We start from the raw sequence: 16,882 nt of genomic DNA, 5'->3' as shown, positions 1-16,882 counted from the left end.
CGCCCTGCGGGTCAGCAGCGGACGGGCATGCGAGTGCCCGCGACCGTCCTCGGGAGAGTGAAGGAAGACGGCCGCGGGCATCCGGCGTGAACGCCGGATTCGCCAGACGACGGTGATCGGAGGGGGAGGGATCACCGTCGTCCAGTCGACCACCGCAATGCGGTGATCAGATCTCGGAGCGCTTGCGACGCGCGACGCCGACGGCGACGAGCCCTCCGCCCGCGACGAGCGCCGCGGCGCCCCCGCCGACCAGCCAGGGCGAGACCCCTCCGCCCGTGAGGGCGAGCTCGATGGAACCGTCGCCGCTGAGCGGCAACTCACTCCCCGCCGCCGCCGAAACCGCAGGGTCGCGCGGGCAGGTCGAGGTCCGCCCGTCGACCGTGATGACCGCGGTGTACTGGCCGATCGACGCGATCGAGGCCACACGGGCCGTCGTGGCTCCTGCCGAGCTCGTGAAGGTGATCGCGTAGGCGCCAGAGCCACCGCGGGGCGGACGGAACGTCACGGTCAGGCTGCCGTCACCGGCGGCCACGTTGCCCGAGAGAGCGGCATCGGCCGCGTCGAGCCCGGAGATCGAGACCCCGACCGTCTCGCCGGCCGGGAAAGAGCCCGGGCCGAACATGATGGTCGAGACGTCGCAGTTGTCGATGATCGGGTCGTCGACCGTCACACTCGACTTGTCGGAGTACGAGTCGTCCGCCGTGGCGACGGCGGGCGCGACGAATACCGCCGCGCCGGCGATGAGGCTGATTGCAGCCAGTTTCTTCAGCATGATCTCCCCAGATCTCACGCGGAATCGCATCCGGACACACCCCTGCGTCCGACTGCGTGAGCCCTTCCTGCCCCCACGGCAGGTTCTGTCAGGCCCAGATATTCCCCAGTGAGATGACCGTACCCCATCCCGGGCGCAAAGTCACGAGCCGCAGCGCAGCTCGTCGCGTGTCGACTCGGCGGGCGAGACCGTCGGGGTCTGGCTGACCGCCGTGAGTCGCTCGCCGGAACCGCCGTCGCGGAACTCCGCCACGACCGTCGTGGATTCCCCGGGCACGAGCACCACCTCGTGCTGCACCACGGGTCTCGTGCCCAGCAGCGCGGTCTGCACGGGTTCCTCCGCCCCGTCGCGCCGCGATCCTGCGAGGACGGATCCCTCGGGTCCATAGACCGCGATGAGGGTGCGCACCGATCCGGGGTCCACGCCGTACTGCCCGCCTCCGGTCACGTACGACGGGAGAGACGCCGCGGCGTCCTGCGGCGCGTCATTCGACCACGTCACGCGCACCTGCGTGGTGGGGATGCCCTCGCACACCCCGGTCGCGACCCCCACCTTCGCGCGGGCGTAGTAGTCCATCTTCCCGCCGGTCGTGTCGTTGAGGAGCACGCCGACGGTCGCCTCCCCGTCGCCATCCCTCGGAAGGGTCCCGCTCAGCGACGACACCGCGAGAACGGCCTGCTCGTCTGGGTGGGCGCTCCAGATGCGGATGCGGTGCTCGTCAGCGGCGGCCGCGAGCGCGGCGAGGAGCGCCTGCGGGTCGCCGGTTCCCAGGGTTGTACCGAGGAGCGCGCTCGCCGCCTGAGCGAACACCTCGTCCTGTGCGGCGGGATCCGGCACCACGGCGTAGATCTGCGAGAGCAGCACGTCCACGACCGACTCGGATGAGACGGTGAACGGGCCGAAGGACACATCGCCGGAAGCCTCGAGCAGATGGGCCGCGACGACGGCGTCGACGGTGACGACCCCGTCGACGGTGCCGCCGAACACCCCCTGCCATCGGGCGGCGATCGCGGGAGCCGCCTCGGCGAAGTCGGGGATGCTGGTGAGATTCTGGAGGTATCGGCCCGGCCCGTCCTCGAAAAGCGCGACCGTCGAGTCGCTCAGCGGCAGCGGTGCGTCGAGCGGTGGGAAGTCGCGCGTCGACGCCTGCTGGACGAGCGAGATCCGTCCGTTCTCGGCGCGGAGGAGGGCGATCGACCCGATGATGCCGCCCGACGAGCGCAGCTCCGCATTGTTCTGCATTGCCACGACGTAGGTGCGCGGCCCTTCGCTTCCGAGCATCGATGGCAGCAGCAGGGCGGCTCCGTGCAGGCCGCCGACGACGCCAGCCGCCTCGGTGACGGCACTACGCATCTCGCGTACCGCATCGGCCAGCGGGGGGAGCGTCGCGTCCGCGTCGATGCGGCGCGCTCTCTCTGCGGCGCCCGCCAGCACGTCCGCCGCGTCGGCGAGCGACGGCTCGATCGCGGCGAACGGCGCGAGGTCGACGGCGCCTCCGCTGAATCCCAGCCGGGCGAGATCGAGACCGGTGGCGGCGTCGAGAACGGGGGAGAGGGCGTCGGTGGCCACGTCGTCGGTGATCGACGCGACCTCGCTCACCGCGCGGAAGTTCGGTCCCAGCCAGGGGACGTAACCGAACGCCGTCCATACCGGATCCGAGGTGAGGTCGTGAGCGGATGCCGCATGACGGGCGATGCTCGCCGCGACCCGGTCCGCCTCGTCGATGTCGCGGGCGGCGATCGCCGTCTTCAGGTCTCCGGCACGCTCGCGGACCGTCTGCAGGGCGTCGACGGCTCCGATACCGCGGACCGCCACCCAGCCGACCGCCAGGAGCAGACACGTCAGCAGAAGGCCGACGGTCCATCCCACCCACCGTCGTCGTCGTCGCGGAAGGCGTCCGTCGCTCACGATGGCATTCAAGCACGAACGGCCTCCGCGAGGGGCGGATCTGGGGAATTGCTGACAGTCGTCCGCGCCGCGCTCGCCGCTGACGGGGACGCGGGGCGCACGGGCTTAACCTGAGTGCCATGAGTGCTCGCCTTCGCGTCGTCCTGGATCAGGTGGTGCAGGTCGTCGATCCCGATCAGGCGGCCGCGGCTCTCGACCTCGCGCGGGGGTTGGTCGCCACGGCGCCGTCGGGATGCAGCGTCGAGGCCCTCGTGCCGGCCGGTGGGCATCCGTCGATCGATGCGCTCGCCGCCGTTCGCCCCCTCGGGCTGGCCCGTCGGGAACTGGCCGCATCGTGGCAGCTCGGCATCGCTCCCGGTGTCGGCGGGGGGATGATCCACGCTCCCTCGCTTCTGGCGCCGCTGGTGCGTCACGACCGCGTGCACGACCATGACCAGACGACCGTGACCCTGTGGTGTCTCGACGCCTGGGAAGCCCCAGAGACGATGTCGAAGACCAGCGTCGCCTGGCACCGCACGATGCTGAAGCGCGCGGTCAAGCACGCCGACGCCGTGGTGGTTCCCACGCACTCGATCGCCCGGCGACTGGGCGAGCTCTCCCGGCTCGGAGATCGGATCCAGGTCATCGCGGGGGCGGCGCCCTCCGACTTCGCCATCCCCACGGACGCCGCCGAGCGGCGCGCCGCGACCGCGATGCCGGACCGCTATGTCGTCCTGACGGGGACGGGCGACGCGCTCGCCGAGGGCTTCCGCGGTGCCGCTGCGAGCGAGGCCCACGCGGTGGTGCTCGACGCCCGCGAGGGGATGGAGCCGGCGATCGCCGATATCGCGGCCGCCGCGGGGCTGCCCGAGCAGCGCGCTCATGTTCGCGGTCGTCTCGATGATGCGGACCGTGCGGCGATCCTCGCCGGGGCGGCGGCGTATGTCGCCTGCAGCCCGCTCGAGTCATGGCCCTGGCGCGTGCTCGAGGCGATGACGCTCGGAGTCCCGGTGGTCGCCGTCGACAGCGGTACGCACCACGACGTGATCGCCGATGGGGGAATGGTCGTTCCTCCCTCCGCCCTGGCAGAGGCCGTGGCCGAGGCGTCGGGGGCGTCTGCGCGACGCCTGTCGGTGCTCGCGCGGGATCGTTCGCGCGCCTTCTCGTGGGCGGGATCCGCCGAACGGGTCTGGGCACTGCACGCCGAACTCTGATGCCGAGGCGAACCCTCGAAAGCGCTGCGAATTCGAGCGACACGCCGTAGCGGAGTCACAAAGTCGTGGGCGCAGTGGCATCATTCGGCAACTTCCGTCACACTGGTCACATGGCTCGACGCGCCCCCCACACGCGGCATCCACGAGGGATCGCTTCCCTTCTCGGCTGTCTTCTCGCTGTCACCGCTCTCGTCATGGGAGCGGCGCTCCCTGCAGGGGCGTCCTCCGCAAGCGCTGCGGCGACCAGCGCGTCGGTGGCGCAGACCGACATCGCCAAGGCCTCTTTGGTCGGGTTCACGCCCGGCAACATCATCAGCGACGCGGTCTTCACCGCGAAGAACACGATGACCGAGAGCCAGATCCAGGCGTTCTTCAACAGCAAGGTCTCGACGTGCCAGAGCGGCTACGTGTGCCTGAAGGATTTCCGCATCACCTCCGTGACGCGGCCGGCGGACGCTTACTGCAGCGGATACACCGGTGCTGCGAACGAGTCCGCGGCGCGCATCATCTATCGGGTGGCCCAGGCCTGCAACATCAACCCGCAGGTGCTCATCGTCATGCTCCAGAAGGAGCAGGGCCTCATCACGCACACATGGCCGAGCGAATGGCGGTACAACATCGCGCTCGGACAGGGATGTCCTGACACGGCTCCCTGCGACCCGAACTACATCGGCTTCTTCCACCAGATCTACGGCGCTGCGCGGCAGATGCAGATCTACATGGAGGGCCGCTGGTTCCAGTGGTACGCGCCGGGGCGCACCTGGAACATCCTGTACAACCCGAACACGGCTTGCGGTACCTCCCCGGTCTACGTCGCCAACAAGGCGACGTCCGCTCTCTACTACTACACGCCCTACCAGCCGAACGCCGCCGCGCTTCGCGCCGGGTACGGCGAGGGCGACGGATGCTCGGCCTACGGCAACCGCAACTTCTACAACTACTTCACCGACTGGTTCGGCTCCACCCAGACCCCGTCCTACGCGACCCCCACGCTGACCTCTGTCAACGCATCCTCCTACGTCGCGGGCGTCGACGGCGCCGGTGAGGTGTGGGGATACCCGTTCCGTGATGGCGCGTGGGGGGATCGGATCAAGCTCGGTGCGGGCATCGCCGGCGTGCAGAAGTTCTTCGGTGTCGGCGACCTCAACGGAGACGGTCATCGCGACTTCGTCGCCCTCATGGCCTCCGGCGGAGCAAAGCTGCTTCGCGGCAACGGCTCGACGAACCTGTCCGCGCCGGTCGACCTGGCCGGAGACTGGTCGTCCGTCGTCCTCGCGGCCGCCGCAGGTGACTTCGACGGAGACGGCATCCCCGATCTATTCACCACCAATGCCGCCGGCGCGCTGCTTCTCTGGCCGGGCAATGACCGCGGCGGCTTCGCGGCCCCGCGCATCGTGGGAACGGGCTGGTCGGGCTTCAACCTGCTGACGGGCAACGGAGACTTCGACGGAGACGGCAAGCCGGACCTCGTCGGCCGAGACACCGCCGGACGACTGTTGCTCTACTCCGGGGACGGCAAGGGCAGCTGGAAGGGCTCCAAGCAGATCGGCACGGGCTGGGGCGGCTTCGCCGATGTCTTCAACGCGGGCGACTTCACCGGGGACGGGGCTGCCGACCTCCTCGCGACGGAGCCCTCGGGTGCGCTGCGGCTGTACCGCGGTTCCCGCGGCGGGGCTGTGTCCGATGGAATGGTGATCGGCAGCGGATGGAACTCCATGGTGTCTTCCGCAGCCGGAGCGCCCGCTCAGAAACCCCGTTCACTTCCCGGCGGTGCGGGAAACCTCGACGGCGTCTACGGACGCGACGTCGTGGGCCTCACCGACGCGGGTGAGCTGCGGATCTACGGCACCACGGGCGACGGCAATTGGCGCGGCATGCTCCGGTCTTCCGAAGCATGGAAGAACACCGACCGGGTCTTCCCGATGGGGGACTTCAACGGCGACGGCGTCAGCGACATCGGGCAGATCGACGCCGACGGGTACTTCTACCTGCACCCGGGCAAGGCGGGCGGCGGCCTCGGTGAGCGGGTCCGAATCGGGAACGGGTGGTCCGGCTTCTCCAAGGTCGTGGGCGGCATCGACTTCGACGGCGACCGCACCACGGATGTCCTCGCCATCAATCCGCAAGGGGAGATGATCCTCTACCGCGGCACCGGAGCCGGAGGCTGGGCGACCAACTCGGGCGCCTCGATCGGTCAGGGGTGGTCGGGCTTCCAGGACATCTTCTCGGCGGGGGACTTCGATGGCGACGGTCGCGCCGACATCATCGCTCGCACAGCCGAAGGAAATCTCATGCTCTACCCGACCCGTGGCGACGGGACGTGGGGAACGGTGAGGCAACTCGGCCAGGGATGGGGCTCCATGGCCTTCGTCTTCAGCATGGGTGACTTCAACGGCGACGGCTTCAACGATGTCATCGGTGTGAACGGTGCGGGAGACATGTACCTGTACCGGGGTGACGGCCGCGGCGGGTTCTCCGGCGATGCCACCCGCATCAATGCCGGATGGCAGATCATGAAGCAGTTGTTCTGAGGTTCTCGGCCCGCCAGCACGGGTTCAGGGACGGTGGAATAAGATACTGAGATGTGCCGTGGCGACCGCCACCGCAGCTGAGTGAGTGGGCCAGTGACAGATACCCGAGATCTTTTCGCCGTCGTCCCGCGTTCCGACTTCGACGTGCCGGGCAAGAGCCGCGGCCTCATCGACGTGGTGCGCTGGCGCTATCTGCTGTTCCTCCTAGTGAGGACGGGTGTGGCCACGCGCTACCGGAACTCCGTGCTCGGATGGACCTGGTCCTACGTGCGGCCCGGAGCACAGTTCCTCGTGTTCTGGATCGTTCTGGGGCTGTTCCTCAGCCTGAACAGGGACATCCAGAGCTACCCGATCTACCTCTTCTCCGGCATCGTGGTGATCAACCTCTTCTCGGAGGCCTTCAAGAACGCGACGACATCGATCGTGGGCAATGCGCCCCTCGTTCGCAAGGTCTATCTGCCGCGACAGCTGTTCGCGATCTCCGCGGTCTTCGTCGCTCTCATCCACTTCCTTCCACAGCTCGCCCTCCTCGTGATCGTCTGCCTCTTCCTCGGATGGATCCCCAGCGTGACGCTTCTGGGGATCGGGGCGGCTCTGGTCGCGATGATCATCGTCTCGATCTTCGCCCTCGGGCTCGGCCTCTTCTTCGGCGCCGTGAACGTGCGATTCCGGGACGCGGAGAACATCGTCGAGCTGCTGCTTCTGCTCGCGACCTGGGCCTCGCCGGTGCTCTACGCCTGGACGATGGTCCAGGACGCGGTGGACAAGCTCGGATGGCCGGACTGGCTGGTCGAGCTCTACCTGCTCAATCCGATCACCCAGGGCGTGGAACTCTTCCACTACGCCTTCTGGCGGCCGGTCACCTCGGCGACCATACCGCTGCCGCCCGATCTCGCGCTGAACACCCTGTGGGCGGCGCTGATCGCCGTGGGGACGCTCGTCGTGGGGCAGTTCGTCTTCCGACGTCTCGAGGGAAGGTTCGCACAAGACCTATGAACACCGCCGTCACCGAGCGCCCGAGCATCATCATCGACGGCGTGCGGAAGAACTTCACGCTGAACCACGCGATGTCCCTCAAAGACACCGTGGTCTCCTGGATCCGCCGTCGCAAGACCACCAGCACGTTCGAAGCGCTCAAAGGCCTGGATCTGGTAATCAACGAGGGCGAATCCGTCGCCATCCTCGGCTTCAATGGTTCGGGCAAGTCCACTCTGCTCAAGCTCATCTCCGGAGTGATGGAGCCGGACGTCGGCCAAGTGCTGACCCGCGGGCGAGTCGCGGGCCTCATCGAGGTCGGGGCCGGCTTCCATCCCGAGTTGTCCGGACGCGAGAACGTCTTCCTCAACGCGGCCATCCTCGGAATGCAACGGAAGGAAGTCGAGGCCCTCTACGACGAGATCGTCGCGTTCAGCGAGATCGGGGAATTCATCGATCAGGAGGTCAAGCACTACTCCTCCGGGATGTTCATGCGCCTCGCCTTCTCGGTCGCGATCCACGTCCGACTGGACGTCCTTCTCGTCGACGAAATCCTCTCGGTGGGTGATGCGCCCTTCCGCGAGAAATGCCGCCTGAAGTTCCAAGAACTCATCGCGCAAGACAAGACGCTCGTGGTCGTCAGCCATGACATGGCGATGGTTCGAGAGCTGTGCACCCGCGGCGTGGTGATCAACAGAGGTGAGCTCGTCTACGACGGGCCCGTCGAAGGCGCGATGTCACTGGTGGCCGAATGATCCTGGACTGGATCGCGGAGGGTCACGTCTTCGCCCTCGCAGTCGTCGTCGTCTTCCTGCCGGGCCTGCTCCTCGGGGCTGCCCTGAGGTTGCGGCGTCTCGCCCTCTGGGCCTCGGCTCCCGGGCTCTCGATCGGTGTGCTCGCCATGCTCGCCGTGATCTACCCGATCCTCGGGGTTCGGTGGGGACATCTGAGCGCAGGAATCGGAGTGGTCATCGCCGCGGCGATCGCCACTCTGATCGGAGGATTCCGGGACCGGAGGGCCCATGGGCGCTCCCCCCGACCCGACGTCCTTCTCATCGCCGGAGGCCTTACAGTGGGCGGCGCGCTGAACGCAGCGCGCTTGCTCACCTACGTAGGGCGCCCCGACGCGATCTCACAGACCAACGACGCGGTCTTCCATCTGAATGCGTTGCGGTGGATCGCCGAGACGGGGTCGGCATCCTCCTTGGATGTCACCGGGATGATCGGCGCGCAGTCGTTCTATCCGGCTGCATGGCACGCCGTCACGTCGCTCGTCGCGGTGAATCTGGAGCTGATCCCCACGGCCGCCAACATGGTCGCACTCGTCATCGCCGCTCTGGTGTGGCCCCTGAGCGTCGCGTTCATGACCCGAGTTCTGGTCGGACGGGCATCCGTCGCGGCTCTGGCCGCCACCCTGTCCGCGGGTCACCTCGCCTTCCCGCAGCTGATGTTCGAGTGGGGGGTTCTCTATCCCTACGCGATGTCGCTGGCCGTGCTCCCGTCCGTGTTCGCGGGGGTCCTCCTCGTCCAGCGTCGATGGTCCGAGTCGACACCGGGTGCCCGACCCGTGCGGGAGTCGATGAGCGCCGCGATCGTCGTCGCCGTCGGTCTCGTTGGGCTCACGCTCGCGCAGCCCTCCTCCGTGCTCGTCTGGGGCCTGCTCGTCATGCTCTGGGGAACGGGGTGGGCCTTCCGCGCCGACCGACGGCCCCGATGGCCGTACGTTATCGTGGTCGCCGCGGGATGGATCGTCCTGGCGGGCTTCTGGCTGGCGCTGGCGCGACTGGCCGGGCCGGTGCTGTGGAGGGCGTACCGCACTCCTCTCGAAGCCGTGGGCGATGTTCTCCTCAACAGTCACTCGCAGCTGCCCGCTGCTCCGATCCTGAGCGCGCTTCTCGTCGTCGGTCTGATCACGGCGCTCCGCGACCGCAGGTTGCTGTGGCTGGTGGCGGCATGGGCCGCCGTCTCGCTCCTGTACGTCGTCAGCGTCGCCACCGACCTCCCGATCATCAAGCGGGCCCTGACCGGGCCGTGGTACGGCGATTCGTTCCGCCTCGCCGCCGTCGTGCCCGTGATCGTGGTGCCTGTCGCCGCGATCGGTCTCGCGGCAGCGATCCGCTGGATGGTGTCGCGTTCGTGGCGGCTGACACGCGGACGGGAGGTCGTCCTGTCCTGGCTGGCGATCGTCGTCGCGGGGTCTGCCGGTCTGATCTCCGTCGCTGTGGCCCCGGTCATCCTGCTTCGTGTGGGGGCGGAGACCGACTCCGAGTCGCGGTACGCCCTCGATGAGGAGAGCTATCTCTCCCTCGACGAATACGCGCTTCTGGAGCGTCTTCCCGAACTCGTGCCGTCGGACGCGGTCGTCATCGCGAACCCTTCGACAGGTGCCGGATTCGCCTACTCGCTCGCCCGTACCGAGGTCATCCCGCGAACCTGGTCGCCGCCGCAGTCGGAGGCCTGGAACACCTTGGCGGAGGGGTTGCGCGACGCCGCCGAGGATCCCGCCGTCTGCGAGGCACTGGCTGCCTTCGGCAGTCCCGAGTATGTGCTCGACTTCGGGATCGGAGGCGAGCGACCGGGCGAATACCTCATGCCGGGGATGACCGACTTCGACGGCCGGGAGGGTTTCGAGGAGGTGGCCTCCGAAGGGGAGGTCAGTCTCTGGAGGATCGACGCCTGCCGCTAGTCGGCGACAGGGCCCGTCGATCCCTCGGGGTGTTTCCCGAGACCTGAGCTCTCCGCCGGGGGCTCCGCGCCGGTGGTGGCCTGCAGCAACGCGAGCTTGCGAGCGAGGAGGGTCAGGCGCCGCTGATCCGCCGCGTTCCGTCGCGACTGCGTGTAGACGAACACGAGGAACATGAGGATCAGCGCATAGAGCAGCAGGTCCGTCCCACGGCCGACCCCGATGAGGTTGGCCACCCACGTGAGCCACTGCGGGAACATGATCGACAGGACCGCGGCGACCACGAAGACGCCGAACAGCAGTCGACGGATCGCGAGGTGGTTGTCGGCGCCCGTGCGGCGCATGAAGAACGCGCCGATCGCGACGACGCCGGCGATGAGGAGAATCTGGATCCACATCGCGTTCACCGCACGACCAGGTCGACGAGGATGTTGACGGAGTTGAGCACCGATTGGCCCTTCGATTTGGAGTAGTCGGTATAGAGCAGTTCGACGGGGTGTTCGATCCACGGGAGGCCGGTGTGACCGAGCTGCAGCACGATCTCGGTGGCGTGAGCCATGCGGTCCTGCTTGAGCTGGATGGCCGAAGCCGCGTCGCGGCGGATGACGCGCAGGCCGTTGTGCGCGTCGGTGAGTTTCACGCTGGTCGTGAGGTTGGTGACCCAGACCGCCGTCTTGAGGACGACCCGCTTCATCCAGCCGGGGTTGGTGCGGTCGTCGAGGAAGCGCGACCCGAAGACGATGGCCGCGTTGTTGCGGCGTGCGGCGGCCACCATGTCGACGGCGTCCTCGACACGATGCTGGCCGTCGGCGTCGAAAGTAACGATGTACTCGCACTCGGGGCGGGACAGAGCGAACTCGATCCCGGTCTGCAATGCGGCACCCTGCCCGAGGTTGATCGGATGCTCGATGACGTGCGCGCCCGCCCTTCGCGCGGCGTCGGCCGACCCGTCCGTGGAGCCGTCATCGATGCAGACGACGTGCGGGAAGGACGGCAGCAGCCCCTCGATCACGTCGCCGATCACCGAGGCCTCGTTGTACAGCGGAACGACGACCCACGTGTGGGGGTCGGGAATGCGGGGGGTGGTCACCGATCCATCCTCTCAGGAATTGCGACGGGGAACAGATAGGATGAGGGAATCCCCATTGTCTGTCCCGAGGAGTCTTCCGTATGGGTTCATCGACCGGTGCTCGGATCGTCGATTCTGCAGATGTGTCCCCCGACGCGACGATCGGAGCCGGAAGCTCGGTCTGGCATCTGGCTCAGGTGCGCGAGGAGGCTCGCCTGGGGGAGAACTGCATCATCGGCCGCGGCGCCTACATCGGCACGGGCGTGGAGATGGGCGACAACTGCAAGGTGCAGAACTACGCACTGGTCTATGAGCCCGCGAAACTCGGAGACGGCGTCTTCATCGGCCCCGCCGTCGTACTCACCAACGACACCTATCCCCGTGCCATCAACGCAGACGGCACGATCAAGAGCGCGCACGACTGGGAGCCTGTCGGCGTCACCATCGAGCGGGGCGCGGCGATCGGCGCGCGCGCCACGTGCGTCGCGCCGGTAACGATCGGCGAGTGGGCGACGGTCGCCGCAGGAGCGGTCGTGGTCAAGGACGTTCCGGCTTACGCTCTGGTGGCAGGTGTGCCGGCTCGGCGCATCGGATGGGTCGGAGAATCTGGTGTGCCTCTGACACCCGGTGAGCACGACGGCACCTGGGTCTGCCCGACGACGGGTGACCAGTACATCGAAACCGACGGAAAACTGACCAAGGAGACCGTGTGAGCGAGTTCATTCCCCCCGCAAAGCCCATCATCGGAGACGAGGAGCGCGAGGCCGTCGACCGTGTCCTGCGCAGCGGTATGGTCGCGCAGGGCCCCGAGGTCGCGGCGTTCGAGCAGGAGTTCTCGGCGCATTTCGTGCCCGGGCGCCCTTCTGTGGCCGTCAACTCGGGCACCGCGGGCCTTCACCTGGGTCTGCTTGCGGCAGGTGTCGGCGCCGGTGATGAGGTCATCGTTCCGTCGTTCACGTTCGCGGCGACCGGCAATTCGGTGGCGTTGACGGGCGGCACGCCGGTCTTCGTGGACATCGAGCCGGAGACGTTCTCGCTCGACCCCGAGGCCGTCGCGGCCGCGATCACGCCGAAGACCAAAGGCATCCTGCCCGTCCACCTGTACGGGCACCCGGCGCGCATGCGCGAGCTCGAAGCCCTCGCTGCAGAACGCGGCGTGGCGCTGTATGAGGACGCCGCACAGGCGCACGGCGCCTCGCTCGACGGCCGACCGGTGGGCTCATTCGGCGAGTTCGCGATGTTCAGCCTCTACCCGACGAAGAACATGACGAGCGGTGAGGGCGGCATGGTCACCACGGCGACCGACGAGATCGCTCGCCGCGTGAAGCTGCTCCGCAATCAGGGTATGGAGCGCCAGTATGAGAACGAGGTCATCGGGTTCAACGCGCGGATGACCGACATCCACGCCGCGATCGGCCGTGTGCAGCTGACGAAGGTCGGCGCGTGGACGCGCACCCGCCAGGAGAACGCCGCTTTCCTCGACGCGAACCTGCGCGGCGTCGTGATCCCGCCCGTTGCGGAGGGGGCGGTGCACGTGTACCACCAGTACACGATCCGCGTTCCGGAGGACCGCGACGGTTTCGTCGCAGCGCTGAAGAGCGAGTACAACGTCGGTTCCGGCGTGTATTACCCGATCCCCAATCACCGGCTGCCGTCGCTGACGCACTTCGCCCCCGGACTCGATCTCCCGGAGACCGAGCGAGCTGCGCGCGAGGTCGTGTCGCTCCCCGTGCACCCGTCGCTCAGCGGCGACGACCTCGAGCGGATCGTCACTGCGGTCAACGCCGTCGCGGGAGCGGGCGCCTGATGGCGGCTCTGCGCGCCGGTCTGCTCGGAGTCGGCATGATGGGTCGTCATCATGCCCGCGTGCTGCGTGATGTCGAGGGCATCGAGTTGGTCGCCATCGCCGATCCCGGGGGCGACCCGCACGGGGTGTCGGGCAACCTCGAGATCCTCCCCGACATCGATGCTCTCATCGGCGCCGGTATCGACATCGCGGTCGTCGCGGTGCCGACGCGCTTCCACGAGGACGCCGCACTGAAGCTGGCGGATGCCGGTGTGCACACGCTCGTGGAGAAGCCCATTGCCCACAGCGTGGAAGCCGGTCGTCGAATGACCGACGCGTTCGCTTCGCGCGGGCTGGTGGGTGCCGTCGGCCACGTCGAGCGCTTTAACCCGGCCCTGCAGGAGATGCGTCGTCGGCTGGAGGCCGGCGAGCTCGGAGATGTGTTCCAGATCGCCACCCGCCGCCAGAGCACCTTCCCGGCGCGGATCGCGGACGTCGGAGTGGCGAAGGATCTCGCGTCGCACGACATCGACCTCACCAGCTGGGTCGCCCAGAGCGACTACGCCACCGTGTTCGCACAGACGGCGCACCGCAGCGGACGCGAGTTCGAAGACATGATCACCGTGACGGGTCGCCTGGCCAACGGCGTGATCGTGAACCACCTCGTCAACTGGCTGAGCCCGATGAAGGAGCGCGTCACCGTCGTGACCGGCGACCGGGGAACGTTCATCGCCGACACGGCGACCGGCGACCTCACCTTCTACGCGAACGGCGTGATCCCGCTGGAGTGGGAGTCTATCTCTTCGTTCCGAGGAGTCTCGGAAGGCAACATCACGCGCTATGCGATCGCGAAGCGCGAGCCGCTCCGCGTGGAGCACGAGGCATTCCGAGACGCGGTGCTCGGCAAGCCCAGCGACGTCGTGACGATGGAGCAGGGCCTCCACACCCTCGCCGTCGTGGAAGGTGCAGTGGTCTCGGCAGAGACCGGTGTTCCCACGGCGCTCTGAGCGATGAAACGCATCTGGCCCGTTCTTCGGGATCTTCTCCCGCTGCTGCCCGAGGGGGCGCGACGGTACTTCGCCGGCTACATGGTGGCGACGACGGTGATCACCGCGCTGGACGTCGTCGCGATGTCGTTGCTCGCGCTGATCATTGGTCCCGCGCTCTCCGGCGGCACCCTGTCGCTTCCGATCATCGGCGAGGTCTCCGCCGAGATGATGCCGCTGCTCGCCCTCGGTGCGTGCGTGCTGATCATCCTGAAGTCGGTCCTGTCGGTTACCCTGCACTGGTTCGCCACCCGGAGGTTCGCGAAGTACGAGCTGGAAATCGGCGACCGGATGTTCAAGGCGTACATCAACTCGAGCTGGGAGGAGCGCTCGAAGCGTTCCGTCGCAGAGATCACCCGCATCGCCGACGCCGGCATCGCGAACACGATGGCCGGCTTCCTGCTCCCGCTCATGCGGGTCCCCAGCATGATCTTCACCTTCGTGCTCATCATCGTGGTGCTGCTGGTCGCAGACCCGTGGACGGCGATCATCGCGTTCGTGTACCTCGGACTCGTGGCGCTCGTGGTTCACCAGGTCGTCACCAAGCGGTCGCTCGAGGCCGCGCAGGTCAATCTGACCTACAGCTACCGCGTCGCGATCCTCATGACTGAGATGATGGAGGCGCTCAAGGAGTTGAGCCTGCGCAACCGGCTGTCGGAGGTGTCGGACCTCGTCACCAATAACCGCAGTCGTTCCGTCCGAGCGCGCGCGAACGGGTCCTTCCTGGGTATCGTCCCCGGCTTCGCATTCGAGGCCGCGTTGATCGGCGGCGTCATCCTGATCGGCGGGTTCTCGTTCTGGCAGGGTGGCCTGACGGCGGCGCTGTCTTCCGTCGCACTGTTCGCCGCCACGGGGTTCCGTCTGATCCCGGCGATCACCGGCATCCAGGGCGGTATCGTCCAGGCGGTGGCGAGTACGCCGTCCGCTCTCGACGTCATCGGTGACCTCATGTCTGCGGAGAAGGACATGGAGACGTCGCGCGCCCCCGAGGACACCGCGGTGCTGGCCCCTAACCCGCGTGAACTCCGGCTCGAGTCTGTGCGCTTCCGCTATCCGAACGCGACCGATGAGGTCATCCGCGGCATGTCGCTGGCGATTCCTCTCGGGAGCTCGCTCGGCATCGTCGGTCCGTCCGGGGCGGGCAAGTCGACGCTGATCGACCTCTTGCTGGGTCTGAGTCAGGCCTCGGCAGGCGAGATCACGATCGACGGTCAACCCCTCGACAGCGTCCTGCGGCAGTGGCGGGGCCGCGTGGGGTACGTGCCCCAGCGTGTGGCGCTCTTCGACGGCACGATCGCTCAGAACGTGGCACTGACCTGGAGCGACGAGGTCGACGAGGAGAAGGTCAAGCACGCGCTCGAGCGCGCACAGCTGGGGTCGCTGATTCACTCCCGGGCAGGCGGAATCCACGAACGTATCGGAGAGCGGGGAGTCTCGCTCTCGGGAGGACAGCAGCAGCGGCTCGGCATCGCTCGCGCTTTGTACACCGATCCGCTCGTGCTCGTGCTCGATGAGGCGACCAGCTCGCTGGACACGAAGACGGAGGACGAGGTGACCAAGTCCATCCGCGCTCTGCAGGGCGAGGTCACGCTGATCTCGGTGGCTCACCGGCTCTCGACCATCAAGGACTACGACCGGATCTGCTACGTCGATGAGGGAGTGATCGCCGCATCCGGGACGTTCCTCGAGGTCGCCGGCACTCTGCCGGCGTTCGCCGAACAGGTCGTCCTCGCGGGTCTCGCCAAGGACCTCGACTGAACGACCGCGAGCCGGGGTTCGCTCAGCCGGCGCTCATGGCGCGAAGGCCCGCGTACAGGGTGCGCAGCGGGGCTTGCCGGTGCAGTGCGACGAACGGATTGCGCGGGAGGAGCGCACCCACGGTGCGGTAGTTCCAACGCGCATCGAGAAGTCCGAGAATGCGCGCGGCGTCTGGCGCCGCGCCCTGGATCTCGTCGATCACCTGACGGTCGACGCGTGCGAGGAGACGCAGCACGCCCGGCGCCATACGGTCGAGGCGGCGGATCACGCCCTCGAGGTCCGCGCGGTGGCCAGCGATGCCCTCTTCCGATCTCACCCGGGCGAGCACCGCGTCGAAGAAGTGCACGCGCAGAATCTTCACCGCGAGGGCCTCTCGTTCCTTTCGAGGGAGGGAGGGGAACCACGACGTCGCTTCGATCGCGTCGAGGAACGCGAAGTCCTGCGCGACCGTTCGCGCGGAGAAGGTCACCCGGTCCGTCGCATCGTCGTTCACCACATAAGCCGGCCCCGAACGGTCGTAGGCGATGTCGTGCCCCGTGAACCACAGCGTCGCCGAGTAGGCGAGATCCTCGCCGGAGGGAAGGCCCTCCGTGAAGCGGAGGTCGGCGAAACGTGCGCGGTCGATGAGTCCCAGCGGCGCACTCCGGTAGGCGAGGCGATCTTTCCGAGCGTCCAGTCGTCGTGATCGACGGCCGTTGCGGACGGGCGGGTAAGGATCGTATCCGCGACCGGTGATCTGGATGCGGGCCAGCACCGTCGACGCGCCCGTCTCTCGGTGGATCTGCCACCAGGAGTCCAGGGCGCCGGCGGCGAGGTGGTCGTCCGAACCCATGACGGCGATCAACGGCGCGGTGGCGCTGTCGATACCGAAATTCATGGGCCCGGCCGGAGAGGCGATGCCGTCGGCGTAGGGCAGCAGCCGGCAGCGTGGGTCCTGCAGGAGATCACCGAGGTTGTGACGAATCACGTCGGGGTCGATGTTGTGGGCGACGACGGTGACGCGCACAGGGACGCGCGTGCCGTCCAGGACAGAGCTCACCGCGCGGTGGATCGGACGCGTCGGCGAGTGCACGGGGATGATGAGGTCGATCTGCGGGCTGTCCATCCGTCGAATTCTATCGGCGATGAACAACGGATCCCGTGCGCCCGGTATCCGTGAAT

The 16,882-nt window shown here is 67.7% G+C and carries 14 protein-coding genes; 9 read left to right on the top strand and 5 right to left on the bottom strand.

Translation table 11 applies throughout. The annotated features are described in order from the left end of the window. Positions 1 to 166: 166 nt before the first annotated feature. Positions 167 to 772: a hypothetical protein gene (locus AC3A3J_RS12725; protein ID WP_487672621.1), complete on the bottom strand. Its 606-nt coding sequence runs from the start codon at positions 770 to 772 to the stop codon at positions 167 to 169. 141 nt (positions 773 to 913) lie between these two features. Further along, the gene (locus AC3A3J_RS12720; protein ID WP_487672620.1) at positions 914 to 2,680 is read right to left on the bottom strand and encodes a DUF4012 domain-containing protein; all 1,767 of its coding nucleotides are present in this window, start codon (positions 2,678 to 2,680) and stop codon (positions 914 to 916) included. 119 nt (positions 2,681 to 2,799) lie between these two features. On the opposite strand from AC3A3J_RS12720, the gene AC3A3J_RS12715 reads away from it, so the two are divergent. The 5 genes from AC3A3J_RS12715 to AC3A3J_RS12695 all read left to right on the top strand — a co-directional run bounded on the left by AC3A3J_RS12715 (position 2,800) and on the right by AC3A3J_RS12695 (position 10,065). Next, on the top strand, positions 2,800 to 3,873 hold the full coding sequence (locus tag AC3A3J_RS12715; RefSeq protein ID WP_487672619.1) for a glycosyltransferase: 1,074 nt from the start codon (positions 2,800 to 2,802) through the stop codon (positions 3,871 to 3,873). A gap of 110 nt (positions 3,874 to 3,983) precedes the next feature. Next, positions 3,984 to 6,404, top strand: a complete 2,421-nt coding sequence (locus AC3A3J_RS12710) for an FG-GAP-like repeat-containing protein (RefSeq protein WP_487672618.1) — start codon at positions 3,984 to 3,986, stop codon at positions 6,402 to 6,404. Positions 6,405 to 6,497: 93 nt separating this feature from the next. Beyond that, on the top strand, positions 6,498 to 7,400 hold the full coding sequence (locus tag AC3A3J_RS12705) for an ABC transporter permease (RefSeq protein ID WP_487672617.1): 903 nt from the start codon (positions 6,498 to 6,500) through the stop codon (positions 7,398 to 7,400). Next, the gene (locus AC3A3J_RS12700) at positions 7,397 to 8,134 is read left to right on the top strand and encodes an ABC transporter ATP-binding protein (RefSeq protein WP_487672616.1); all 738 of its coding nucleotides are present in this window, start codon (positions 7,397 to 7,399) and stop codon (positions 8,132 to 8,134) included. Before AC3A3J_RS12705 ends, AC3A3J_RS12700 begins: the two co-directional genes overlap by 4 nt. Next, complete coding sequence (locus AC3A3J_RS12695; protein ID WP_487672615.1) at positions 8,131 to 10,065, top strand: DUF6541 family protein; 1,935 nt, start codon at positions 8,131 to 8,133, stop codon at positions 10,063 to 10,065. Before AC3A3J_RS12700 ends, AC3A3J_RS12695 begins: the two co-directional genes overlap by 4 nt. Here the strand turns inward: AC3A3J_RS12695 and AC3A3J_RS12690 are convergent. Together AC3A3J_RS12690 and AC3A3J_RS12685 are read right to left on the bottom strand one after the other, a co-directional pair. Then, the gene (locus AC3A3J_RS12690; RefSeq protein WP_487672614.1) at positions 10,062 to 10,460 is read right to left on the bottom strand and encodes a DUF2304 family protein; all 399 of its coding nucleotides are present in this window, start codon (positions 10,458 to 10,460) and stop codon (positions 10,062 to 10,064) included. The genes AC3A3J_RS12695 and AC3A3J_RS12690 overlap by 4 nt on opposite strands. A 5-nt stretch (positions 10,461 to 10,465) precedes the next feature. Beyond that, positions 10,466 to 11,152 carry a glycosyltransferase family 2 protein gene (locus AC3A3J_RS12685; protein WP_487672613.1) on the bottom strand — a complete coding sequence of 229 codons (687 nt, stop codon included), beginning with the start codon at positions 11,150 to 11,152 and terminating at the stop codon, positions 10,466 to 10,468. A gap of 80 nt (positions 11,153 to 11,232) precedes the next feature. Here AC3A3J_RS12685 and AC3A3J_RS12680 point away from each other — a divergent pair, with 80 nt between their 5' ends. From AC3A3J_RS12680 to AC3A3J_RS12665, 4 genes are read left to right on the top strand one after another with little or no spacing between them, the layout of a single operon-like run. Next, entirely contained in the window at positions 11,233 to 11,844 is a 612-nt protein-coding gene (locus AC3A3J_RS12680) for an acyltransferase (RefSeq protein WP_487672612.1), read from the top strand. Continuing rightward, positions 11,841 to 12,938, top strand: a complete 1,098-nt coding sequence (locus AC3A3J_RS12675) for a DegT/DnrJ/EryC1/StrS family aminotransferase (RefSeq protein WP_487672611.1) — start codon at positions 11,841 to 11,843, stop codon at positions 12,936 to 12,938. The genes AC3A3J_RS12680 and AC3A3J_RS12675 overlap by 4 nt, the downstream gene beginning before the upstream one ends. After that, positions 12,938 to 13,924 (top strand): Gfo/Idh/MocA family oxidoreductase, encoded by a 987-nt coding sequence (locus tag AC3A3J_RS12670; protein WP_487672610.1) that lies wholly within the window; start codon positions 12,938 to 12,940, stop codon positions 13,922 to 13,924. The genes AC3A3J_RS12675 and AC3A3J_RS12670 overlap by 1 nt, the downstream gene beginning before the upstream one ends. Before the next feature lie 3 nt (positions 13,925 to 13,927). Continuing rightward, positions 13,928 to 15,721: an ABC transporter ATP-binding protein gene (locus AC3A3J_RS12665; protein WP_487672609.1), complete on the top strand. Its 1,794-nt coding sequence runs from the start codon at positions 13,928 to 13,930 to the stop codon at positions 15,719 to 15,721. 22 nt (positions 15,722 to 15,743) lie between these two features. Here the strand turns inward: AC3A3J_RS12665 and AC3A3J_RS12660 are convergent, their stop codons facing one another. Next, complete coding sequence (locus AC3A3J_RS12660; RefSeq protein WP_487672608.1) at positions 15,744 to 16,826, bottom strand: glycosyltransferase family 2 protein; 1,083 nt, start codon at positions 16,824 to 16,826, stop codon at positions 15,744 to 15,746. Between the last annotated feature and the right edge of the window lie 56 nt (positions 16,827 to 16,882).

Source organism: Microbacterium sp. Soil_N32 (genome assembly GCF_057655505.1).
Note: the sequence above shows the minus strand (reverse complement) of the source record. Positions and strands in the feature narration are given on the sequence as shown.